The sequence below is a fragment of the Mesorhizobium sp. CA6 genome (assembly GCF_020165035.1).
Lineage (GTDB): Bacteria > Pseudomonadota > Alphaproteobacteria > Rhizobiales > Rhizobiaceae > Mesorhizobium.
On record NZ_JAIUHI010000008.1, the window covers coordinates 167,950 to 191,406 of the forward strand.

Below are 23,457 nucleotides of genomic sequence, written 5' to 3' on the forward strand. Positions count from 1 at the left end.
AGGTAACGATGGCGAACGCAGCGTCAATGCGCGAGGAAGCGGAAACCATTGCCGTCAAGGCCCTGGCCTTCGTCGCCGCCGACCCGGAGCTTCTGCCCCGCTTCCTGGCGATCACCGGCATCGAGGCGAACTCGATTCGCAGGGCCGCAGCTGAGCCAGGCTTCCTTGCCGGCGTTCTGCAATTCATCCTGGCGCACGAACCGACGCTGCTGCGCTTCGCCGAGGAGACCGGCACGCCGCCTGCCGCCGTCGGCAAGGCGCTGCGCGCCCTTCCGCTCGGCGACGACGATCACGAGCGCTCGACATGAGCGACGATTCCGAGACGGCGCGGCAGATCGAAGAGCTTGCCGCCGACGATCGGCCGCTGCTGGTGCTCGATGTCGACGATGTCGTGCTCGAATTCGTCCGGCCCTTCCCGCATTTCCTGAAAACGCGCGGCTTCGGGCTGACGCTGGCTTCCTTCCGCCTCACCGGCAACATCGCCGAGACGGTGAGCGGGCGGCTGATAGAGCAGCCGGAAGTGACGGCGCTGCTCGGCGATTTCTTCGACGCCCAGGCGGATTGGCAAAGCATCACTGACGGCGCGGCGGATGCGCTCGCGATGCTCGGCCGAAGCGCCGAGATCGTCATGCTGACCGCCATGCCGCACAAGCACCGCGCCGTGCGCCGCGCGCATCTCGATGCGCTGGGGCTCAACTACCCGCTGCTGACGACGGAGATGGCCAAGGGACCGGCCATTGCCAAACTGCGCGGCCTTAAAAGTCGGCCCGTCGCGTTCGTCGACGACCAGCCTTCCAACCTGGTTTCGGCGCGCAACTCCGTGGCGGATGCCCATCTCTTCCATTTGATGGCTGACAACTCGCTGCGCGCCTTCCTGCCGCCGACGCCGGAAGACATTATCTCGGTCGACGACTGGCGCGATGCGGCGCCAAAGATCGCGGCCGCGCTCGGGCTTTAACCCAAGCGCTCAGGGCTTCAGCTTCGCTCCGGCCCCACCATTGTCGCCGCCGTCCGAATCGTCTCCGCCGGTGGAATCATCCGTTCCGTCCGCGCCGTCATCGCCTGAATTGTCATCCTGACCCGCGCTGTCGTCCTGGGCGGCGTCCGGTCCCTTCAGCATCGCGCCGTTGACCGTGACCGATCCATCGGCCTTGGTGTTGATCGTCCACTCCAGCCGGCCATCCGGCAGCGTCTTGCCAAAGCCTTTGACGGCTAGGGCAAAGGGGAAGGCCTGCGCCATCTGCTCATCGCTTTTGGCGGCTTCCTTCAAGGCATCGACGATCTTGTCATAGCCGGCGACATCGACGGTCACGCTCGCATCGGGTTTCTCGCCGGGAAAGGTCATCTCGCCTTCCAGCGCAACTTCGATGGCGCCGTTCTTCACTGTGCTGTGCCCGATCACGACCTTCGGATTCTTGGCCTTGAAATCGGCGACCAAAGCTTTGCCGAATTCGTCCGACAGCGGCGGATTCTTATTGAGATCAAAGGCTTCGATCGCCTTTTTCGCCATCGTATCGAGATCGATATTGGCGCCGCCGAAATGCAGGTCGATGTCGGTGGGCAGCAATGGGGCGGTCCATTCCGGCAGGGTCTGATGCGGGATCGTCAGACCGGCAGCCTTGATCGCGTAATCGACCTTGCCGTTCTGGGAGATGCCGTCCATGCCGAATGCGGTGCTGAATTGCGTGGCGCCGAACTTGCCGACAGGGCTGTCGACCTCGAAATTCTTGAAGCCGTAATTGCCGTCGATCCTTTCCCAGATGGGCAGCGCGGCCAGCATCAACGATTTGAGCTCAGCCTGGTTGGCCTTGAGCTTGGCTTCATCCTCATTGGCCACGGCAAAGGCAAGCAGGTCGAGCAGCGGCTTCGTCCGCACGCCCTTGCCGTTTGCGTCCACCGAAAGTTCCGGCGTCTTCAAGGTGAGCGGAAAATTCATCCCGCTGTCGGGATCGTTCACCTTGATCATCTCGACGAAGTCCGAGACTTTCTGCGTGGCCGTGAAGTCGACGCCGCCATTGGCGGATTTGGTCGCGGTAACGGTGGCGGTGCCGGCGCCAGTCGAGACATCTGCCTGCTGCTTGGCTTGCCGCGACGTCATAGTCATTCCGGCCAATGAGCTGGTCGCGCTGGTGAAGGCGGCGAGGGCCGGATCGTAGATGCTGGTCAGCTTGCCGTCCTTGATCGTGAACTCCATGCTCTGACGGCCTTCCGGTCCTTCGAACTCGAAGGATGCGCCTTGCGAGAAATTCGACGAGACGTCCCAGGATCCGTCGCTGCGCGGCTTCACCATCAGCGCGTATGGCGCCATGTCGAATTTCAGGAGCTTCTGTTCCGGCAACGCATTGACGAGCGCCTTGACGTCAAGCGCAATCTTATAGGCGTCGCCCTCGACCGAAACCTTGAGCACGCCCTTGTCGAAGGCCTGCTTGCCGAAATAGCGCGCCAGATTGTCGGAAAGATCTTTGGCGCCTTGATTGTCGACGGTCTGGGCAAAAGCCGGCGCGCTGAGCGCGAGGGCAAAGGCAAATGGCAAAATACGCTTCACGTCAGTTCTCCGTGATTTCGGAAGACGAAATATTCATGCTTCTGGTAGGCAAGAAGCGTAACAGCCGCAAGACGCCGACTGTAGGCCAAAAGCTCATTCGGCTAAAGCGCCAGGCGCATCAGCGCCCAAAGCACAAGGCGCATCAGTACCTAAAGCACAAGGCGCATCAGCGGCCGGCCGGGCTTGCGCTCCACCAGCCTCTCGAAGCCGGCCTTCTCGAACACCCGCGACGAGCCTACGAAAAGCCCGATCGAGCGCGAATCGCGCGACAGGTCGATCGGGCAGGCTTCCAGCAGCCTGGCTTTATTCTCGCGGGCGAAAGCGATGCCGCCCTCGACGAGGCGATGCGTGATGCCCCGCCCCCTCGCCCTGGCGCGGATGAAGAAGCAGGAGATCGCCCAGACGGCCGGGTCGCCGGCATCGGCGGGATCGACCGGGGCCGAGCCCCTGCCCTGATTGTTCCACTCGGGGATGTCGGCGCGCGGGCCGACCTGCATCCAGCCGACGGCCTTGCCCTCCTCGAGTGCCAAGAGTCCCGGCGGCGGGCCCGTTTCGATTCGCGCCTTGATGAGATCCTTGTTGCGCTCCTTGTCGCTGGCGCGGCGCTCCGCCGGCGACAACCGGAAATGCGTGCACCAGCAGCCGTAGCAGGCGCCCTGCTTCCCGAACAGGTCCTCGAAATCGGGCCAGCGTTCAGGAGTCAGCGGTGCGATGGTCGTGCTCATGCGTTCTCCCCAGGCCAAGCTTGTTGCCAGCCTTGCGCTGTCGTACCATTGCATTTGTTCTCTTTATGTTCGCAGCGATGGCGGCTCCTGTCAACAATCCCGAACACGGTTTTTGCCGTGACTGCCTGGCGCTCCAGCGCGGCGAGACGCGTCGCTGCGATCGCTGCGGCAGCCCGCGCCTTGTCCGCCATGCCGAGCTCTACCGGCTGCGGATCGCCCATATCGATTGCGACGCCTTCTACGCGGCGGTCGAGAAGCGTGACAATCCCGCGCTGAAGGACAGGCCTGTCATCATCGGCGGCGGCCGGCGCGGCGTCGTTTCCACCGCCTGCTATATCGCCCGCATCCAGGGCGTCCGCTCGGCCATGCCGATGTTCAAGGCGCTCGAACTGTGCCCCGAAGCGGTGGTGATCCCGCCCGACATGGAAAAATATGTCGGCGTCGGCCGCCAGGTGCGCGCGTTGATGCAGGCGCTGACGCCGCAGGTCGAGCCGCTGTCGATCGATGAGGCCTTTCTCGACCTCGCCGGTACCGAGCGGCTGCACGGCATGCCGCCGGCGCTGGTGCTGGCGCGCTTCGCGCAGACGGTGGAAAAGGAGCTCGGCATCACCGTTTCGGCCGGCCTCTCCTACTGCAAGTTCCTGGCGAAAATTGCCTCGGACCTCCGCAAGCCGCGCGGCTTTTCCGTGATCGGCGAAGCCGAGGCGCCAAGCTTCCTCGCCGCGCAGCCGGTGACGATGATCTGGGGTGTCGGCAAGGCGCTGGCCGCGACGCTGGAGCGCGACGGCATCCGCATGATCGGGCAGCTGCAGCGCATGGAGCGCGGCGACCTGATGCGCCGCTATGGCGTGATGGGCGACCGGCTCTACCGCCTGTCGCGAGGCGAGGACGACCGCCCGGTCGATCCGGACGGCGATGCCAAGAGCGTCTCGGCCGAAACCACCTTCGACAACGACATCGGAGCCCTGGCGGAGCTGGTGCCGGTGCTGCGCGGGCTGTCGGAAAAGGTCTCGGCGCGACTGAAGAGATCCGGCATCGCCGGCCGCACCGTGGTGCTGAAGCTGAAGACGCAGGATTTCAAGATACGGACCCGTAACCGCCAGCTCGGCGACCCGACGCGCCTGGCCGACCGCATTTTCCAGACCGGGCTCGACCTGCTGCGCCGCGAGGCCGACGGCACAAAATTCCGCCTGCTCGGAATCGGCGTCAGCGACCTCTCCGACGACCAAAAGGCCGATCCGCCGGATCTGGTCGACGTGCAGTCGCGCAAGCGCGCGCTTGCCGAAGGCGCGATGGACACGCTGCGCGACAAGTTCGGCAGGAAAGCCGTCGAGACCGGCTATACATTCGGCAAGGGCCGCGCCGCCAATCCGCCCGAGCCGCTGGAAGATTGAAGGGTCAGGTCCGCTTGAGGTCGATCCGGCTCGTCACCACCATCTTGCCGGTTGCCGGATCCATGTCGGTCACCGTCATGCGCATATTGTCCGGCCCGATCTTTTCTACGGTCAGCTCCGCATTGCGGTCGCCATTGACGACTTTCGCCCAGTGGATGTCGAGGTTGATTGCGTCGCCCTTGCGGCTTCCGCTGAGCCCGGCAGGTCCGCTGCGCGAACCTATGTAAGTGCCAGTGTAGCTCGCCCCGTCGACCTTCAGGTCGGCGCGGATTTCCCGCGACATGATCAACAACGTACGACAGGTGCCGTCAAGCGAGAGCGAGTCCGCCGTCGCGTCCGAAGTGAAGTTGCAGTTGATGTTCATCACCGGCGTGTTCGTTCTGATCCTGACCATCCCCTTACCGGAGAACTTCCCCTGCAGCGATCGCAGGAAAGCCGCCTCGTCGGCATGCGCGCCCGTCGCGCAGAAAAAACAGGCGGCGGCCAGCAAAGCGGCGGTCGATTTCATCAAGACGTTTCCCTCTCGCGATCATGCGCCCTCCGACGGAAGGCGTGGACTTAACGGGTGCTCAGCCGCCAGGTTCCGCCGCCGCGATGACGATTTTTTGACGCCCGCTCCGCTGGCCCAGTGGAATGACGCCACTAACGGTTGCGGCCCGGGTTCGGGCTTGCGACATAGGGCTCAAATGGCGCCCGCTCCCTCTATCCCAAAAGCCGCGTTCTGGATGGCTCTGTCAATCGCCTCGATGCTGGCGATGTCGGTTGCCGGCCGCGAGACGACGGCCGAGCTCAACGTCTTCCAGGTGCTCGAGCTGCGCTCGGTGATCGGTTTCTTCATCCTTTTGCCGCTGGTGATGATGAGCGGCGGTTTTGCCGCGATGCGCAGTGAGCGCCCGTTCGCCCATATCGTCCGCAACATGATCCACTATACCGGCCAGGCCGCCTGGCTCTACGCGCTGACGCTCATTCCGCTCGCCGTGCTGATCTCGATCGAGTTCACCACGCCGATCTGGACGGCGATCCTGGCGGTCAGCTTTCTGGGGGAAAGACTGTCCCGGTCGAAGCTCACGGCGATCGTGCTTGGCCTGATCGGCGTGCTCGTCATCGTGCGCCCCAGCGCCGGCTCGATGGATCCCGGCCACCTCGTCGTCTTGGGCGCCGCGGTCTGCTTCGGCATCTCGATGGTGCTGGTCAAGTCGATGACCAAAACCGAAAGCGTGGTGCGCATCATCTTCTGGATGCTGATCATCCAGTCGGCGGTTGGCCTGATCCCGGCTCTCTACAGCTGGCACAACCCTTCGCCAGGGCTCTGGCCATGGATCTTCGTCATCGCCTTCACCGGCATGTCGTCGCATTTCTGCCTGGCCCGTGCGCTGGTCCATGCCGATGCCACGATCATCTCGCCGATGGACTTCCTGCGCGTGCCTCTGACGGCGCTGGTCGGCTGGCTGCTCTACCATGAGCAGATCGACGTCTTCACCGCGGGTGGCGCGGCTCTGATTCTCGCCGGCAATTTGCTCAACCTGCAGAAGAAGACGCCGCGGGTGGCAGAGGCGGAGGCGGCAACGCCCTGAGCTCGGGTGTGTTGAGATTCAGGTCAGGCCAAGCCGAAAATGGTGGCTTTCGAGAACCGGAGCGGAGCGGACATTCGGGTCCGTGAGCACCGGAAGCGCAGAAAACCAGCATTTGCAGGCTGGCATCACCTGAATATCAACACAACCTAGACCAGCTCCACGTCCACCACGCCCTGCACCGCGCGCATGGCGGAGGCGATCTGCGGCGAGACGCGATAATTACCCAGACCGATCTCAATCTCGCCCTGCGCCTCTCCCTTGAGAACGATGATGCTGACTTGACTGTCGCCACGCTGTTTGAGTTGCGATTGAATGATTGACGATGGTCCATCGTCCCTGACAAAGATGCGCAGCGCTTTCTGGATGCGGCTGGCTTCGTCGTCCAGTGATTGCACCGAGTTGATGCGCAGGTTCACGCCCTCAGGCCTGTCTTCGGCCGCAACCATAATCACCACCGAACTGCCGGGCTCCAGCATGTCGCGATACTGCGCCAGGCCTTCGGAAAACAGTACGGCCTCATACTGTCCCGTCGTGTCGGAAAACTGCACCACGCCCATCTTATTGCCGGTACGGGTCTTGCGCTCCTGCTTGGAGGTGACCGTGCCGGCAAGACGCCCAGCGGCGGCGCCGCGTTTGACCGCAGCCGAGAATTCCGCCCAGTTCTGCACCCGCATCTTCTGCAGCGCGGACTTGTACTCGTCGAGCGGATGCGCCGAAAGATAGAAGCCGACGATCTGGAATTCACGGTGCAGCTTGTCGGCGGCAAGCCACGGATCGGTCGCCGGCAGGTTGAGAGCCTGCGACTGGCTCCCAAGCGAAGCGCCGAAAATGTCAGCCTGGCCGGAGATGGCGTTTTGCTGCGCCAGCGACGCCAGGCCCATCATCCGCTCGACGCCGGCCATCATCTGCGCGCGGTCGTGGCCGAAGCAATCCAGCGCGCCCGCCATGATCAGGCTTTCGAAGACGCGCTTGCCGACGATCTTGGGATCGACCCGCTCGCAGAAATCGGCAAGGTTCTTGAACGGCTTTTCGCCGCGCTTCTCGACGATGTGCTCGACCGCCGCGTCGCCGACGCCTTTCAGCGCCGCCAGCGAATAGAAGATCTTGTTCTCGCCGACCTCGAAGGGACGGAAGCTCGACATCACCGACGGCGGCACCACCTCGATGCCGAGGCGCATGGCGTCCTGGCGGAAATCGGCCAGCTTGTCGGTATTGCTCATGTCGAGCGTCATCGACGCCGCGAGGAACTCGACCGGGTAATGCGCCTTGAGATAGGCGGTCTGGTAGGAAACGACCGCATAGGCCGCGGCGTGCGACTTGTTGAAGCCGTAGTCGGCGAACTTGGCCAGGAGGTCGAAGATGAAATCGGCCTGCGGCTTTGAGACGCCGCGCTCGACCGCGCCCGTGACGAAGCGCTCTCGCTGCTTGTCCATCTCGGCGCGGATCTTCTTGCCCATGGCGCGGCGCAGGAGGTCGGCTTCGCCGAGCGAATAGCCGGAAAGCTCCTGCGCGATCTGCATCACCTGTTCCTGGTAGACGATGACGCCTTGGGTCTCCTTCACCAGATGGTCGATCTTGGGATGGATCGAGGCCATCTCCTCCTCGCCATGCTTTCTGGCGTTGTAGGTCGGGATATTCTCCATCGGGCCGGGGCGATAGAGCGCCACCAGCGCGATAATGTCCTCGATGCAGTCCGGCCGCATGCCGATCAGCGCCTTGCGCATGCCGGCACTTTCAACCTGGAACACGCCGACCACCTCGCCGCGCGACAGCATCGCGTAGGTGTCGGGGTCGTCGAGCGGTATCTTGGCGAGATCGATGTCGACGCCGCGCCGCCGTATCAGCTTCACTGCCGTTTCCAGCACCGTCAGCGTCTTCAGGCCGAGGAAGTCGAACTTCACCAGCCCCGCCTGCTCGACATATTTCATGTTGAACTGGGTGACCGGCATGTCCGAGCGCGGATCGCGGTACATCGGCACCAGTTCGGACAGCGGACGGTCGCCGATGACGATGCCCGCGGCATGCGTCGAAGCATGGCGGTAGAGGCCTTCGAGCTTCTGCGCCGTGTCGAGCAGCGTCTGCACGATCGGCTCCTTCTCCGCCTCCTCGGCGAAGCGCGGCTCGTTGGCGATGGCGTCCGCCAGCTTGACCGGATTGGCCGGGTTCTGCGGCACCATCTTGGAGAGCTTGTCGACCTGACCGTAAGGCATCTGCAGCACGCGGCCGACATCGCGCAGCACCGCGCGCGCCTGCAGCGTTCCGAAGGTGATGATCTGCCCGACCTGGTCGCGGCCGTATTTCTGCTGGACGTAGCGGATGACTTCCTCGCGCCGGTCCTGGCAGAAGTCGATGTCGAAGTCCGGCATCGACACCCGGTCCGGATTGAGGAAGCGCTCGAACAGCAGCGAGAAACGCAGCGGGTCGATGTCGGTGATGGTGGTCGAATAGGCGACCAGCGAGCCGGCGCCCGAACCGCGCCCCGGCCCGACGGGAATGCCTTGCGCCTTCGCCCATTTGATGAAGTCGGCAACGATCAGGAAGTAACCCGGGAACTTCATCTTCTCGATGATGCCGAGCTCGAATTCGAGCCGCTCGCGATATTGCTCGACCGTGTAGCCGGGCGTCGGCCCGTGCGCGGCCAGCCGCGCCTCCAGACCTTCGCGCGCCTGCCGGGCAAGCTCGGCCGCCTCCGCCTTCTCGGCTGCGTCCTTGTCGGCGGCATCGGCGCCGGTAAAGCGCGGCAGGATCGGGCTGCGGGTCTTCGGATAGTAGGAGCAGCGCATTGCGATCTCGACCGTGTTGTCGATCGCTTCGGGCAAGTCGGAAAAGAGGCGCGCCATCTCTGCCTGCCCGCGCAGGAAATTGTCAGGCGAAAGCCGCCGGCGGTTGTCGGCGGCAACCACCGAGCCTTCGGCTATCGCAATCAGCGCGTCATGCGCCTCGTAATCCTCGCGTTTGGAGAAGAAGGCCTCGTTGGTTGCGACCAGGGGCAGGTCATGCGTATAGGCAAGGTCGACGGTCGATTTCTCGACCATGCGGTCGTAGCCGGCGACCCGCTCCAGCTCGACATAAAGCCTGTCGCCGAACAGGCCTTTGAGGAACAGCAACCGCTGTTCAGCGAGGTCGCGCCGGTCCGCTTTGAGCGCACTGCCGATCGGACCGCGCGGCCCACCGGTCAGACAGATCAGCCCGTCGCACTGATCTTCCAGCATAGCGCTGGTCAGATGCACCGGCTCGCCTGGCGGCGTCTCCAGATAGACCTTGCTGATCAGCCGCACGAGATTGCTGTAGCCGTCCTCACTGGCGGCGATCAGAACGACCGGCGACATGTCCGGGCCGTGGCGGCGGCGGTCGCGCTGGCCGTCGCTCACCTCGCCGGAAAAGGCCAGATCGATCTGGCAGCCGATGATCGGCTGGATACCTTCCTTGACCGCCTTCTGGGCGAATTCGAGCGCGCCGAACAGGTTATTGGTATCGGTGACCGCGATCGCCGGCGCCTCGTCCTTGACCGCATGGCCGACGATCGCGCCAAGCTGAAGCGCGCCTTCGAGCAGCGAATAGGCCGAATGCACGCGCAGATGGATGAACCTACGCGCCGGCGTTTCGGGCCGGCTGGCCTTCACTGCCGCTTCGCGCTGCAAAGGATCGCGTGGAAGTCGTTCATCCGCCATGTTTTTTCACGCTGTGCCAAGACTCATCGGTGCAGATGTATTGTCCCGGACGGGGCCATGCCAGTCCAGCACAATCGACCGCGACACAGGCTTGCGTCCCGCACCGCCCTTTGTCAGGCAAACTCCATGATCACCGCATCGACCGCCAGGCTGTCGCCGGGCTTCGCGTTGAGCTTGGCTATCGTGAGGTCGCGTTCGGCGCGCAGCACGTTTTCCATCTTCATCGCCTCGACCACGGCCAGCGTCTCGCCGGCCTTGACTTCCTGCCCCTCCGCCACGGCGATCGAGACGACGAGACCAGGCATCGGGCAAAGCAGCATCTTCGAGGTGTCGGGCGGCAGCTTCTCCGGCATCAGCCTTTCGAGCTCAGCGATCCGCGGCAGCATGGCGCGTGCCGTCACCGACATGCCTTTCCAGGCGATGCGCAAACCGTTCAGCGTCGGACGGATCTGCGCCGCGACCTTGTCGGCGCCGATCGTGCCCTGCCAGATCGCGTCGCCCGGCCGCCAGTCCGAGGCGACGGTCAGCGGCTTGCCGCCATCGATCGACAGATCGACCTCCGTCGGGATGGAAATCATGCCGTCGACGATCTCGACCGGCAGATAGTCAGCGCCGATCTTTACCACCCAATCGCGCTTGAGATGTCCTGAATGCGGCGCCAGCCGGCCGCTGAGGCGGTCGAGCCGGTCGCGGCGCAGCAGTTCGATCGCCGTTGCGACGGCGGCGAATACCGCCCTCTCCTCGCCATCCGGCGCGACCGGCGAAAAACCGTCCGGATATTCCTCGGCGATGAAGCCTGTCGACAGCCGCCCCTCGCGCCAGCGCGGATGCTGCATCAGCGCCGAAAGGAACGGGATGTTATGCTCGATGCCGTCGACGATGAACTTGTCCAACGCCTCTGACATGGCGTCGATGGCTTCCAGCCTTGTCGGCGCCCAGGTGCAGAGCTTGGCCACCATCGGGTCATAGAACATCGAGATTTCCGAGCCTTCGGTGACGCCGGTGTCGTTGCGGACCACGACATCGCCGAACCTGCCTTCTTCCGGCGGCCGGTATCGCGTCAGCCGGCCGATCGACGGCAGGAAGTTGCGGAAGGGATCCTCCGCGTAAAGGCGGCTCTCCACCGCCCAGCCGTTGAGCTTCACGTCGCTCTGCTTGATGCCGAGCTTCTCGCCGGCGGCAACGCGGATCATCTGTTCGACCAGATCGATGCCGGTGACCAGCTCGGTCACCGGGTGCTCGACCTGCAATCGCGTATTCATTTCAAGGAAATAGAAATTCTTGTCCTTGTCGACGATGAACTCGACGGTGCCGGCGCTCTGGTAGTCGACGGCCTTGGCCAGGGCCACCGCCTGCTCGCCCATCGCCTTTCTGGTCTTGGCATCGAGGAACGGCGACGGCGCTTCTTCCACCACTTTCTGGTTGCGGCGCTGGATCGAGCATTCGCGCTCGCCGAGATAGACTGCCGTGCCATGCGCGTCGGCCAGCACCTGGATTTCGATATGGCGAGGATCGATGACGAACTTTTCGATGAAGACGCGGTCGTCGCCGAAGGAGCTTTTCGCTTCCGAACGCGCCCGCTCGAAACCGTCGCGCACCTCCGATTTGCTCCAGGCGATGCGCATGCCCTTGCCGCCGCCGCCGGCCGAGGCCTTGATCATCACCGGATAGCCGATCTCGCCGGCGATCCTTTCGGCATGGTCGGCGTCTTCGATGACGCCCAGCCGTCCGGGCACGGTCGAGACCTTGGCCTCGTTGGCGAACTTCTTCGATTCGATCTTGTCGCCCATGGCCTTGATAGCCTTGGACTTCGGCCCGATGAAGACGATACCCTCCTTCTCAAGCGCCTCGCAGAAAGAAGCGCGCTCTGACAGGAAGCCATAGCCCGGATGCACGGCTTCCGAGCCGGTTTGTTTGCAGGCGGCGATGATCTTCTCAGGCAACAGATAGCTCTGTGCCGCCGGCGGAGGCCCGATATGCACCGCTTCGTCGGCCATTTCGACATGCATGGCATCGCGATCGGCATCCGAATAGACCGCAACAGTGGCAATGCCCATATTGCGCGCCGTCTTGATCACGCGGCAGGCGATCTCGCCGCGATTGGCGATCAGGATCTTCTTGAACATTCGGATGTCGTCCTCCGGCGAAGCGGTCCAGTTCTATGGACAATTCCGGTGCGCCTCAAGAGCCCACGGCCGGCTCCCACGGCTGGCACCGATTGCAGGAACCGCGCCGAAAAACGTCGCAAGAGACGTTGGCCGCCAGCGCGGAACTCGCTAATGTTATCCCAACACCAAAGGGGCGGCAGGCTGGCATTCGCTACCGACAGCTTGCCGTTAGCTGAAACTTACAGATCGCTTGGGAGGAGTGCCTCATGAAAACGCGTGCCGCCGTAGCCGTTGCCGCCGGAAAGCCGCTGGAGATCATGGAGGTGGACCTCGAAGGGCCGCGCGAAGGCGAGGTGCTGGTCGAGGTCAAGGCGACCGGCATCTGCCACACCGACGAGTTCACACTGTCGGGCGCCGATCCGGAAGGGCTGTTCCCGGCGATCCTCGGCCATGAGGGCGCGGGCATCGTGGTGGATGTCGGCAAGGGCGTGACCTCGGTCAGGAAGGGCGACCATGTCATCCCGCTCTATACGCCCGAATGCCGGCAGTGCCCGTCCTGTCTGTCGCGCAAGACCAATCTCTGCACCGCCATCCGCGCCACGCAGGGGCAAGGGTTGATGCCCGACGGCACCTCGCGCTTCTCGATGGGCAAGGACAAGCTCTTTCACTACATGGGTTGCTCGACCTTCTCCAACTTCACCGTGCTGCCGGAGATCGCGGTGGCCAAGGTCAATCCCGACGCCCCCTTCGACAAGATCTGCTACATCGGCTGCGGCGTGACCACTGGCATCGGCGCGGTCATCAACACCGCCAAGGTCGAGCAGGGCGCCACCGCCGTGGTCTTCGGCCTCGGCGGCATTGGCCTCAACGTCATCCAGGGCCTTCGCCTTGCCGGCGCCGACATGATCATCGGCGTCGATGTCAACAACGACAAGAAGGCCTGGGGCGAGAAATTCGGCATGACGCATTTCGTCAATCCGAAGGAGATCGACGGCGACATCGTGCCTTACCTGGTCAACATGACCAAGCGCGGTGCCGACCAGATCGGCGGCGCCGACTACACCTTCGACTGCACCGGCAACACCAAGGTGATGCGCCAGGCGCTGGAAGCCTCGCATCGCGGCTGGGGCAAGTCGGTCATCATCGGCGTTGCCGGCGCCGGCCAGGAGATTGCGACCAGACCCTTCCAGCTGGTCACCGGCCGCACCTGGATGGGCACCGCCTTCGGCGGCGCGCGCGGCCGCACCGATGTGCCGAGGATCGTCGACTGGTACATGGAGAAAAAAATCCAGATCGACCCGATGATCACGCATACGTTGAAGCTGGAGGACATCAACAAGGGTTTCGACCTCATGCATGAGGGCAAGTCGATCCGCAGCGTCGTGGTTTACTAGTGAAGGAAGTTCGAATTCGCTTCATCGACCACGAGAAGTCGACGATCCATCGGATACAGAACTTCGGCGAGGATCTGTGGCGCAGTTTTCGGGAGAACAAGCACGTCGAAATCGACCTGGAGGAGATCGATCGCGCGAAAGACGAAATCGCCTATCTCGTGCATAGCAGGTTCTTGAGGAGGAGCTTGAGCGAGGTGCACCGACTGCTGAAGGTGCACTTCATGGAAGGTGAGGTGGTCATCGACACAGGGTCGGCATGACCAAAAAATGGGAGGAAACGGGAATGGCTGAAAAACTGCATCATTCGATCGACAATGGCTTGCCGAGGGAAAGCGCATCCTTCTCCGGCGGCACGCTGGTTTGCCTATGCACCAGCAATCCGGTGAAGGTGAAGGTCAAGGGCCAGATCGCCCACAATCATGCCTGCGGCTGCACCAAGTGCTGGAAGCCGGAAGGCGCCATCTTCTCGGTGGTGGCCGTTGCCGGCACCGGCGACGTCACCGTCACCGAAAACGGCGACAAGCTCAAGGTGGTCGACCCCTCGGCGCTGATCCAGCGCCATGCCTGCACAAGCTGCGGCGTCCACATGTACGGCCCGGTCGAGCGCGACCATCCCTTCAAGGGCCTGTCCTTCATCCATCCCGAACGTTTCGAGGAGGATGGCTGGTCGCCGCCGGGCTTCGCCGCTTTCGTGTCGTCGATCATCGAATCCGGCGTCGATCCGAGCCGCATGGACGGCATCCGCGGCCAGCTGAAGTCGATCGGACTCGAGCCCTATGACTGCCTCAGCCCCGGCCTGATGGACTATATCGCCACTTGGACAGCCAAGAAGTCGGGAGCCTTGGCGGCCTGACAAATCTCGCGATTTCTGCCATGGGGCTGGCTGACACGCCGGCCCCATATTCGTTTGGAAGTAACGATGCCCGAGCCCATCATCTATGTCGATGCCGATGCCTGCCCGGTGAAAGCCGAGGTCGAGAAGGTCGCGGAGCGCCACGGCGTCGTCGTCACCTATGTCTCCAATGGCGGCCTGCGGCCGTCGCGCGATCCGATGATCCGCAACGTCGTCGTCTCCAAAGGCGCGGATGCGGCCGACGACTGGATCGCCGAGAACGCCAGGGCAAACGATGTCGTGATAACGGCCGACATCCCGCTTGCCGCGCGCACGGTGGCGCTCGGCGCGCATGTGCTCGGCCCTACCGGCCGCCCCTTCACCCCGGAAACCATCGGCATGGCGGTGGCGATGCGCGATCTCAAGCAGCATCTGCGCGAGACCGGCGAAAGCCGGGGCTTCAATGCCTCCTTCACACCGAAGGACCGTTCGCAGTTTCTGGGCGAGCTCGACCGCATCTTGCGGCGCGCGCTCAAATCCGTCACACCGGACTGATCCAACGTCTTCAAGGGCCTCGGGCCATGGGTGACGATCTCAAGACGCCGATGCATCGGCACATGCAGTTCGCCCTCGCCGCGGCCATCGGTATCGTGGCACTGCTGCTTGCCTTGTTGCTGCGCTGGCCGCTCCCCTACTCGATCGGCGCCAATGTGTTCTTTGCAAGCTATATCGCCCTGGTGCTGACCCTGATGCCGAGCCTTACCGGCCGCTATCTCCGCAAGAATGCGCGCGCGACCGACCTGCCCGTGCTGCTGATCTTTGCCGTCACCCTCTTTGTCGTCGGCGCGGCCATCGTCTCGCTGTTCCTGCTGATCAACCGCAAGGATGCCGCGCATCCGCTGCAGCTCGCCTTCGCCATATTGTCGATCCCGCTCGGCTGGTTCACAATCCACGCTATGGCGTCGCTGCACTACGCGCACGTCTATTGGAAGGATGGCGACGGGATCGACGAGAAAACCCACAAGAAGATGCCGGTCGGCGGCCTCGATTTTCCGGGCGGCAAAAGGCCGGAAGGCTGGGATTTCCTCTATTTCGCGACGGTCATCGGCATGACGGCGCAGACGGCGGACACGGCCGCCACCACCTCGCAAATGCGGCAGGTCGTGCTTGTTCATTCGATCCTGACCTTTTTCTTCAACACGGTGATCGTCGCGGCGGCAGTCAATCTCGCGGTCAGCCTGGGCTCTCCGTAATAAATCCGTGATCGCATGAAACATTGCCTTGTGCGGCGACGTATTGAGGGGGAGACAATGACCTGAGAAGCCGCTTGCTTGAGGCGGCCGGAGGCAAGATGGACACTGTTGCCAACAACCATTCCGCCGTCGAGGCGGACGGCAAGGACACGACCCTCATCTACCGGCAATCGCGCTGGACGCGGTTGACCCACTGGATCTGGGCTTTCTCGCTGTTCTTCATGCTGCTTTCCGGCCTGCAGATCTTCAACGCGCGGCCGCAGCTCTATGTCGGCAAGCAGTCCGGCTTCGAGTTCAACAACACGATCCTCCAGATCGGCGCCGAAAACACCGCCAACGGCCCGCGCGGCTTCACTGAAATCTTCGGCCATCGCATCGACACAACCGGCGTGCTCGGCTGGTCGGGTCCCCCGGGACAAGAGACGCCCCGCGCCTTCCCTTCCTGGGCCACGATCCCGTCCTATTACGACCTCGGCACTGCCCGTGTCGTGCATTTCTTCTTCGCCTGGATCCTGACCACCACCCTGCTCATCTGGCTGATCGCCAGCCTGGTCAACGGCCATATCCATCGCGATCTTGCCCCTCGCGTGTCAGACCTGCGCAAGCTGCCGCGCGACATCGTCGATCATGCGAAGCTGAAGTTCCACCACACGCGCGAATACAACACGCTGCAGAAAATGGCCTATGGCGGCGTGCTCTTCGTGCTTTTGCCGCTGATGATCGTCACAGGCCTCGCAATGTCGCCGAGCATGAATTCAGTGCTGCCCTGGCTCAACGAAATCCTCGGCGGCAGGCAGACGGCGCGCACCATCCACTTCACCGCCATGGTGCTGCTCGTGCTTTTCTTCATCGTCCACATCCTGATGATCCTCGCCGCCGGCCCGATCAACGAGCTGCGTTCGATCATCACCGGCTGGTACCGCACCGACCCGCCTGCGAAGCACGTTGAGCCGACCGAGAGGAGCGCCTGACATGGCAAAATTCCAGATCAGCCGCCGCAAATTCCTCACCTCCGCCAGCCTCGGCCTGTCCGGCATCGCGCTGTCGGGTTGTGACGTATTCGACAGCGGTCTCGGCATCGGCGGCGGACTGCGCAGCTTCCTCGAAAATGCCAATGGCCTGACCTGGCGCGCGCAGCGCCTGCTTGCCGGCCGGGACGCGCTGGCGCCGGAATTCACCGAGGCCGATATCCGCCAGCCGCAACGGCCGAACGGCGTCACGGCGCCAGACGACGACACCTACAAGGGCCTGCTCGCCAACAATTTCGCCGACTGGCGGCTGGAGGTTGCCGGCCTCGTCGAAAAACCGCTGTCGTTGACCCGCGAGCAGCTTCAGAACATGCCGAGCCGCACGCAGATCACCCGCCACGACTGTGTCGAAGGCTGGAGTTGCATCGCCAAATGGACCGGCACGCCGCTGTCGCTGGTGCTGGATCAGGCCGTGGTCAAGCCGCAGGCCCGCTATGTCATGTTCCACTGCCTCGACACGATCGAGCAAAGCCTGTCCGGCGACATCAAATATTACGGCACCATCGACCTGATCGACGCCCGCCACCCGCAGACGATTCTTGCCTACGGCCTGAACGGCAAGCCCCTGCCGGTCGAGAACGGCGCGCCGCTGCGCGTGCGGGTCGAGCGCCAGCTCGGCTACAAGATGCCGAAATACATCTACAAGATCGAGCTGGTCGACAGTTTTGCCAATGTCGGCGGCGGCCGCGGCGGCTACTGGGAGGACAATGGCTACGACTGGTATGGCGGGATTTGACGGCCCTCGCCTGCAGGCCGAGCACGATCTAGCGGCCGCCGAGCTTGGTGTCATCGAGGAGCGTCTCGACAACGACAACCGGCGGCTGACCGGTCGTGGCGACGACCGTGCTCTCGTCTTTGCGCTGCGCGATAAGCAAGGCCGCGCCGTCGGGGCGGCCGCCGGCTATTCCTGGGCGGGCATTGCCGAGCTCACGCTGATGTGGGTCGACGAAGCCTATCGAGGCCTTGGCCACGGCAGGAAGCTGCTCGATGCCTTCGTCGCGGAAGCCGCCGCGCGCGGCTCGCTGCGGATATGGGTTTCGACCCACGACTTCCAGGCGCCTGGCCTGTACGAAAAGGCCGGCTTCGAGCGCATGGCCGAATTGACCGGCTGGCCCGAAGGCCATTCCAACATCATTCTTTGCAAGACGATTGCTGGAAACGCCTAAGCCACTTTCTCAAGCAGCGGTTTCAGCGTCGGATGGATTTCCGGCGCCGCGTGCTTGATCAGCGTCAGCAGCGCGCGCTCGTTGTCGCGCAGCGGCCGCTGGCCGCCGCCGACACGCTCGGCAAGCCATTCGGCCTCGCTGGCGTCGATCGTCTCGGCGCGGCGAGCAAGCGCTTCAGCGGCCCGGTTCCTGGCTTCCCATTCGGCCTCGATATCGCCGGGCGAATGATAGGCTTCGAGGATCGCCGCGAAACCACCCGAGACCATCCGGCTGAAGAAGCCGCCAAGCGTCGGCGCTGCCTCGTCGAGGAAGTTCTCGTGGCGCAGCGCCACTTCCCGCGTCGGCGGCTCGTAGCCGGTCGAGCACATGACGTGGTTGGCGATCGCCTTGACGAAGAGGTCGCTCCAGGACGGATCGTTGTCGGCTGCCGCGGTCCGGTCGTTGATCCTGAACAGGACCTCCGCCTCGGCCTTGCTGATGGCGATGTTGCCGTCGCCGCCATAGGCATAGAGGATGCGCCGCAGCAGATCGACCTCGGCCTTGGCGATATGGCCGGGAACCAGGCCGCCGCCATGCATCAGCGGACCCTTGCCGTCGATTACCGCATGCGCGACCTGTTCCAGCGCATAGGCCGAGAGCTCGCTGGGGGAGGACCTCGCTTCCTCCAGCACATGCACTAGCAGTTCAAGCTCGGTGCGGCCGTCGACTATGCCGTCGCGCGAGACGGTTCGGACCAGCCAGTCGGCATTCTGCTCGGAGATATAGCCCTCCGGCTTTTCTTGGTGGACGATGTAATCGGTCACCGCCTCGACGAAGAACGGCGCCCATTCGCCGCATTTGTCGCGCGCCGTCTGGTCGAGCGCGAACAGCGCCTCCGCCTCGCCGCGACTTACCACACCGTCGGCGAAGACCTCGCGCCGCAGCATCGTCACGTCTTCGGCCGTGATCTTGTTCTTCGAGGTCAGCCCCGCCACCGGAGCGCTCATGATCAATTCGCCCATTTGCCGTCCCTGCCCGTCGCCCGTTGCCGGCGAACTGAGTGCGTTACCCCGCCAAGCTTTATCAGCATTGTCTTGAGAACCGGCAAACGGCGTGGTTAGCGAAGCCTTGTCGGCCAATCCATGTCGCTGAAAAGCAGGGCGCGCTTAAAATGTCGCTGGGAGGTGACAAGGTGTCGCCGACGGGCTATGGATGACACGTCGAGGACTCAGGCGACTGAGTCCTACCTGTTTGCGGGAGAGAGCAGCGCAAGCTGTCGCCGAAGGGGAAATCGCCCGAAATCTCTCAGGCAAAAGAACCGTGGACGGGAAAGACAACTCTGGAAAGTCGGGAATCTTCCCGCGCCGAAGGTGTAAGCGCTGCCGACAGAGTTACGGGGCGCGAGTCTCTCAGGCTTCAGACAGAGGGGCACGACTAGGCCGCCAATGGCGGTCGATCGCCGTGCGACTCTGGAGAAGACATGACAGGCCAAGACACCAAACACCTCCCCCTTGAGGATTTGCATCAGGCCGCGGGCGCGCGTTTCGGCGCCTTCGCCGGCTGGTCGATGCCGCTCACCTATCCGCCCGGCGTGATGAAGGAGCATCTTCACACACGCGAGCATGCCGGCCTGTTCGACATCTCGCATATGAAGCTGTTCGAGGTCTCCGGTCCGGGAGCCACTGCCTTGTTGAACCGCGCCTGTCCGCTCGATGCCGGCGCGCTGGAAATCTCGCAGTCCAAATACACCTTCTTCCTCAACGAGGCTGCCGGCATCATTGACGACCTGATCGTGACGCGCCTGGGCGATAACCGGTTCATGGTGGTGGCCAATGCCGGCAACGCGGTGGAGGACGAGAAGCATCTGCGCGCGCTTGCTGCCGGTTTCGATGCCAGGGTCGATCCGCTCGACCGCGTCTTCCTGGCGATACAGGGGCCGGACGCCTGGGCAGCTTTGGCGCGGGCCGGCATCGAGACCGGCTCGCTGCTTTTCATGCATGGGGTCGAGCCCCGGCAAAACTGGTTCATGAGCCGCTCCGGCTACACCGGCGAGGACGGGTTCGAGATCGGCCTGCCGGAAGCGGACGCACGGGATCTGGTCGCCAGGCTGCTGGGGGACGAGCGCGTGCAGTGGATCGGCCTTGCTGCCCGCGACAGCCTGCGGCTCGAGGCCGGGCTCTGCCTGCACGGCCAGGACCTGACGCCCGAGATAGACCCGGCAAGCGCGGGATTGATGTGGGCAATTCCCAAGGAAGTTCGCGCTTCCGGTGATTTCATCGGCGCCGACGCGCTGCGCTCGATCCTCGAGCGCGGGCCGTCGCAAAAGCGCGTCGGCCTGAAGCCCGATGGACGCCAGCCGGTGCGCGCGGGCGCGGCGTTGATCGATGCCGACGGCCATCCGGCCGGTCATGTCGCTTCGGGCGGCTTCGGCCCCTCGGCGGGCCACCCGGTCGCTATGGGCTATGTCAACACCGCGCTGGTCAAGGCCGGCATGAAACTCTTCGCCGATGTCCGCGGGGCGAAAATTCCGGTGGATGTCACGCCCCTGCCCTTCACCCCACATCGCTACCGCAAAGGATGATTTCCAGATGGCAAAGACCTATTTCACCGAAGACCATGAGTGGCTGCGCGTTGACGGCGGCGTCGCTACGGTCGGCATCACCGACTATGCGCAGGAACAGCTCGGCGATCTCGTTTTCGTCGAGCTGCCGGAAATCGGCCGCAAGCTCGCCAAGGGCGATACCGCCGTCGTGGTCGAATCCGTCAAGGCGGCCTCGGACGTCTACGCGCCGGTCGACGGCGAGATCACCGAAGCCAACGCCTCCCTGTCGGCCGACCCCTCGCTGGTCAATTCGGCCGCGACCGGCGACGGCTGGCTCTGGAAGATGAGGCTGGCCAACGAAAGCCAGCTCGACAGCCTCATGGATGAAGCCGCCTACAAAGCCCATATCGGCTGATATCAGGATCCTGGAAATGACCGCAGCAGCTATTCCCTTCTCGGCCCGCCACATCGGCCCAGGCGTCAACGACGTCAGGGCGATGCTCGCCGTCATCGGCGTTCCATCCGTCGAAACGTTGATCAGCCAGGCCGTGCCGAGATCGATCCGCCTCGACCTGCCGCTCAACCTGCCCGCTCCGGCGAGCGAAGCCGAAGCGCTGGCCGAATTGTCGGCGATCATGGCGAAGAACACGGTGCTGAAGAGCTTCATCGGCGCCGGCTATCACGGCGTCTTCGTGCCGCCGGTCATCCAGCGCAACCTATTCGAGAACCCGGCCTGGTACACGGCCTACACCCCATACCAGGCCGAGATCAGCCAGGGCCGGCTGGAGATGCTGTTCAACTTCCAGACCCTGGTCGCCGAGCTCACCGGCCTGCCGGTGGCGTCGGCCTCGCTGCTCGATGAAGCGACCGCCGTCGCCGAAGCCGTCGGCATTGCCCTGCGCCACCACCGCGACAAGCGCACCAAGGTGGCGCTTGCCGGCACGCCGCATCCGCAGACGCTGGACGTCGTGCGCACCCGGGCCGAGCCGCTCGGCATCGAGGTCGATGGCGAGACGATCGACGACAACACCGCCGCCCTGCTCGTCTCCTGGCCGGACACGTTCGGCGTCTATGGCGACCACAAGGCGGCGGTCGAGAAGGCCCGCGCCGCCGGCGCGCTGGTCGTCTTCATCGCCGATCCGCTGGCGCTGACCCTGACGGATGCGCCGGCGAAGCTCGGCGCCGACATCGCCGTCGGTCCGATGCAGCGCTTCGGCGTGCCGATGGGCTTCGGTGGTCCGCACGCCGCCTATTGCGCCGTTTCCGACAGGCTGACCCGGCTGATGCCCGGCCGCCTTGTCGGCCAGTCGACCGACACCAAGGGCCGCCCCGGTTACCGGCTGGCGCTGCAGACGCGCGAGCAGCACATCCGCCGCGACAAGGCCACCTCCAACATCTGCACCGCGCAGGCGCTGCTGGCCAACATGGCGACGGCCTATGCGATCTGGCACGGCCCTGCCGGCCTGCAGGCGATTGCCGGGCAGGTCCATAGCCTTGCCGACCGTCTTGCCGCGGGTCTCAGGGCAGCAGGCGTTTCCGTGCTCGGTACAAGCCGCTTCGACACCGTGACCGCGGAGGTGAAGGGCAAAGCCGCCTCGATCGCAGAAGCCGCCGAGAAGACCGGCAGGCTGCTGCGCGTCATCGATGCCGACCATGTCAGCATCGCCTTCGACGAGACCTCCACGGAAGCCGATCTCGAGGCGATCGCTGCCCTGTTTGGCGCCAAGCCCGGCGCGGCTGAAGGCAGCTCCATGCCGGGCAAGCCGCGCGGCAAGGAGTTCCTCACCCAGCCGGTCTTCCACGACAATCATTCCGAAACCGAGATGATGCGCTTCCTGCGCCGTCTGGCCGACAAGGACCTGGCGCTCGACCGCACCATGATCCCGCTCGGCTCCTGCACCATGAAGCTCAACGCCGCCGCCGAGATGATGCCGGTGAGTTGGCCGAGCGTCGCCAATCTGCATCCCTTCGCGCCGGCCGGCCATTCGGCGGGCTATCACAAAATGGCCGCCGACCTGGAGGCATGGCTGTCGGAAATCACCGGCTTCGACGCCGTCAGCCTGCAGCCCAATGCCGGCAGCCAAGGCGAATATGCCGGCCTGCTCGCCATTCGCGCCTATCACCGCGCGCGCGGCGAAGGCCACCGCACCATCTGCCTGATCCCGTCTTCCGCGCATGGCACCAATCCGGCAAGCGCCGCGATGGCCGGCATGAGCGTCGTCGTCGTGCGTTGCCTGGACGACGGCAATATCGACATGGACGATCTGCGCGCCAAGGCCAATGAGCATTCCAAGAACCTCGCGGCGCTGATGTTCACCTACCCTTCGACGCATGGCGTCTACGAGGAAGGCGCGCGTCATCTGTGTGCGCTGATCCACGAGCATGGCGGCCAGGTCTATTTCGACGGCGCCAACCTCAATGCCCTGGTCGGCCTCGCCCGTCCCGGCGACATCGGCGCCGACGTCTGCCACATGAACCTGCACAAGACCTTCTGCATCCCGCATGGCGGCGGCGGCCCGGGCGTCGGTCCGATCGGCGTCAGGGCGCATCTGAAACCCTATTTGCCGGGCCATGTCACCGAAGGCTCGGCGCATGCCGTGGCGGCGGCGCCCTTCGGCAGCGCCTCCATCCTGCCGATCACTTGGATGTATATCCGCATGATGGGCGGCACCGGCCTGAAGCAAGCGACGGAGACGGCGATCGTTTCGGCCAACTATGTGGCGACACGGCTCGCGCCACACTACCCGCTGCTTTACAAAGGCAGAAGCGACCGCATCGCCCATGAGTGCATCCTCGACACGCGCGTTCTCAAGGAGAGCGCCGGCATCAGCGTCGACGACATCGCCAAGCGCCTGATCGACTACGGCTTCCATGCGCCGACGATGTCGTTCCCGGTTGCCGGCACTCTGATGGTCGAGCCGACCGAGTCCGAGCCTAAGCGTGAGCTCGACCGGTTTTGCGAGGCGATGATCGCCATCGCCGCCGAGGCGGCGAAAGTGGCGAAGGGCGAGTGGCCGTCCAACGACAACCCGCTGGTCAACGCCCCGCACACCGCGGCGGAAGCGCTTGCCGGCGAGTGGAAGCATCCCTATTCGCGGCTGGAGGCGGCCTATCCGGCGGGCGACGCCGATCTGGCCGCGAAATACTGGCCGCCGGTCTCGCGCATCGACAACGTCGCCGGCGACCGCAACTTGGTCTGCTCCTGTCCGCCGCTGTCGGAATATCTCGGCGCGGCCGAGTAGCGTC

General features: G+C 64.0%; 21 protein-coding genes and 1 riboswitch. Of the genes, 15 read left to right on the top strand and 6 right to left on the bottom strand.

Annotation, left to right across the window (positions count from 1 at the left end; genetic code table 11):
• The first annotated feature begins 8 nt into the window (after positions 1–8).
• Together LB526_RS14380 and LB526_RS14385 are read left to right on the top strand one after the other, a co-directional pair.
• Positions 9–308, top strand: coding sequence for a DUF3572 domain-containing protein (locus tag LB526_RS14380; RefSeq protein WP_224543752.1), 300 nt, complete (start codon positions 9–11; stop codon positions 306–308).
• Positions 305–958 carry a hypothetical protein gene (locus tag LB526_RS14385; RefSeq protein WP_224543750.1) on the top strand — a complete coding sequence of 218 codons (654 nt, stop codon included), beginning with the start codon at positions 305–307 and terminating at the stop codon, positions 956–958. Before LB526_RS14380 ends, LB526_RS14385 begins: the two co-directional genes overlap by 4 nt.
• A 9-nt stretch (positions 959–967) precedes the next feature.
• Here LB526_RS14385 and LB526_RS14390 read toward each other — a convergent pair whose 3' ends face one another.
• Positions 968–2,545 carry a hypothetical protein gene (locus tag LB526_RS14390; RefSeq protein WP_224543748.1) on the bottom strand — a complete coding sequence of 526 codons (1,578 nt, stop codon included), beginning with the start codon at positions 2,543–2,545 and terminating at the stop codon, positions 968–970.
• 149 nt (positions 2,546–2,694) lie between these two features.
• Complete coding sequence (locus LB526_RS14395; protein WP_224543747.1) at positions 2,695–3,270, bottom strand: GNAT family N-acetyltransferase; 576 nt, start codon at positions 3,268–3,270, stop codon at positions 2,695–2,697.
• A gap of 65 nt (positions 3,271–3,335) precedes the next feature.
• On the opposite strand from LB526_RS14395, the gene LB526_RS14400 reads away from it, so the two are divergent.
• A complete protein-coding gene (locus LB526_RS14400) occupies positions 3,336–4,664 on the top strand; it encodes a DNA polymerase IV (protein ID WP_224628147.1) in 1,329 nt (442 codons plus the stop codon).
• Between the two features lie 4 nt (positions 4,665–4,668).
• On the opposite strand, the gene LB526_RS14405 is transcribed toward LB526_RS14400, so the two are convergent.
• Positions 4,669–5,172: a hypothetical protein gene (locus LB526_RS14405; RefSeq protein ID WP_224628148.1), complete on the bottom strand. Its 504-nt coding sequence runs from the start codon at positions 5,170–5,172 to the stop codon at positions 4,669–4,671.
• 178 nt (positions 5,173–5,350) lie between these two features.
• On the opposite strand from LB526_RS14405, the gene LB526_RS14410 reads away from it, so the two are divergent.
• Entirely contained in the window at positions 5,351–6,238 is an 888-nt protein-coding gene (locus LB526_RS14410; RefSeq protein WP_224628149.1) for a DMT family transporter, read from the top strand.
• 146 nt (positions 6,239–6,384) lie between these two features.
• On the opposite strand, the gene dnaE is transcribed toward LB526_RS14410, so the two are convergent.
• Together dnaE and LB526_RS14420 are read right to left on the bottom strand one after the other, a co-directional pair.
• Positions 6,385–9,909 (bottom strand): DNA polymerase III subunit alpha, encoded by a 3,525-nt coding sequence (gene dnaE / locus LB526_RS14415; RefSeq protein ID WP_224602670.1) that lies wholly within the window; start codon positions 9,907–9,909, stop codon positions 6,385–6,387.
• Between the two features lie 113 nt (positions 9,910–10,022).
• Entirely contained in the window at positions 10,023–12,035 is a 2,013-nt protein-coding gene (locus tag LB526_RS14420) for an acetyl/propionyl/methylcrotonyl-CoA carboxylase subunit alpha (RefSeq protein WP_224628150.1), read from the bottom strand.
• A 248-nt stretch (positions 12,036–12,283) separates the two neighbouring features.
• Here LB526_RS14420 and LB526_RS14425 point away from each other — a divergent pair, with 248 nt between their 5' ends.
• The 8 genes from LB526_RS14425 (at position 12,284) to LB526_RS14460 (ending at position 17,690) form a co-directional block, all read left to right on the top strand.
• Positions 12,284–13,411 carry an S-(hydroxymethyl)glutathione dehydrogenase/class III alcohol dehydrogenase gene (locus LB526_RS14425; protein ID WP_224628151.1) on the top strand — a complete coding sequence of 376 codons (1,128 nt, stop codon included), beginning with the start codon at positions 12,284–12,286 and terminating at the stop codon, positions 13,409–13,411.
• A complete protein-coding gene (locus tag LB526_RS14430; protein ID WP_224628152.1) occupies positions 13,411–13,671 on the top strand; it encodes a hypothetical protein in 261 nt (86 codons plus the stop codon). Before LB526_RS14425 ends, LB526_RS14430 begins: the two co-directional genes overlap by 1 nt.
• 23 nt (positions 13,672–13,694) lie before the next feature.
• On the top strand, positions 13,695–14,264 hold the full coding sequence (gene gfa / locus LB526_RS14435) for an S-(hydroxymethyl)glutathione synthase (protein WP_224511451.1): 570 nt from the start codon (positions 13,695–13,697) through the stop codon (positions 14,262–14,264).
• Positions 14,265–14,330: 66 nt separating this feature from the next.
• Positions 14,331–14,798 (top strand): YaiI/YqxD family protein, encoded by a 468-nt coding sequence (locus LB526_RS14440; RefSeq protein ID WP_224628153.1) that lies wholly within the window; start codon positions 14,331–14,333, stop codon positions 14,796–14,798.
• A 26-nt stretch (positions 14,799–14,824) separates the two neighbouring features.
• Positions 14,825–15,496 (top strand): DUF1345 domain-containing protein, encoded by a 672-nt coding sequence (locus LB526_RS14445; protein ID WP_224628154.1) that lies wholly within the window; start codon positions 14,825–14,827, stop codon positions 15,494–15,496.
• A 98-nt stretch (positions 15,497–15,594) separates the two neighbouring features.
• Positions 15,595–16,467 (top strand): cytochrome b/b6 domain-containing protein, encoded by an 873-nt coding sequence (locus LB526_RS14450; protein WP_224628155.1) that lies wholly within the window; start codon positions 15,595–15,597, stop codon positions 16,465–16,467.
• A gap of 1 nt (position 16,468) precedes the next feature.
• A complete protein-coding gene (locus LB526_RS14455; RefSeq protein WP_224628157.1) occupies positions 16,469–17,260 on the top strand; it encodes a molybdopterin-binding protein in 792 nt (263 codons plus the stop codon).
• Entirely contained in the window at positions 17,232–17,690 is a 459-nt protein-coding gene (locus LB526_RS14460) for a GNAT family N-acetyltransferase (RefSeq protein WP_224628158.1), read from the top strand. The genes LB526_RS14455 and LB526_RS14460 overlap by 29 nt, the downstream gene beginning before the upstream one ends.
• On the opposite strand, the gene LB526_RS14465 is transcribed toward LB526_RS14460, so the two are convergent.
• The gene (locus LB526_RS14465; RefSeq protein ID WP_224628159.1) at positions 17,687–18,691 is read right to left on the bottom strand and encodes a hypothetical protein; all 1,005 of its coding nucleotides are present in this window, start codon (positions 18,689–18,691) and stop codon (positions 17,687–17,689) included. The two genes, LB526_RS14460 and LB526_RS14465, sit on opposite strands and share 4 nt — an antisense overlap.
• A gap of 222 nt (positions 18,692–18,913) precedes the next feature.
• A riboswitch (glycine riboswitch) is annotated at positions 18,914–19,000 on the top strand.
• Positions 19,001–19,149: 149 nt separating this feature from the next.
• On the opposite strand from LB526_RS14465, the gene gcvT reads away from it, so the two are divergent.
• The 3 genes from gcvT to gcvP are packed head-to-tail and all read left to right on the top strand — an operon-like array spanning position 19,150 to position 23,453.
• On the top strand, positions 19,150–20,250 hold the full coding sequence (gene gcvT, locus LB526_RS14470; RefSeq protein ID WP_224628160.1) for a glycine cleavage system aminomethyltransferase GcvT: 1,101 nt from the start codon (positions 19,150–19,152) through the stop codon (positions 20,248–20,250).
• A 7-nt stretch (positions 20,251–20,257) separates the two neighbouring features.
• On the top strand, positions 20,258–20,626 hold the full coding sequence (gcvH, locus tag LB526_RS14475) for a glycine cleavage system protein GcvH (RefSeq protein ID WP_095765085.1): 369 nt from the start codon (positions 20,258–20,260) through the stop codon (positions 20,624–20,626).
• Between the two features lie 16 nt (positions 20,627–20,642).
• Complete coding sequence (gcvP, locus tag LB526_RS14480; RefSeq protein WP_224628161.1) at positions 20,643–23,453, top strand: aminomethyl-transferring glycine dehydrogenase; 2,811 nt, start codon at positions 20,643–20,645, stop codon at positions 23,451–23,453.
• Positions 23,454–23,457 lie beyond the last annotated feature (4 nt).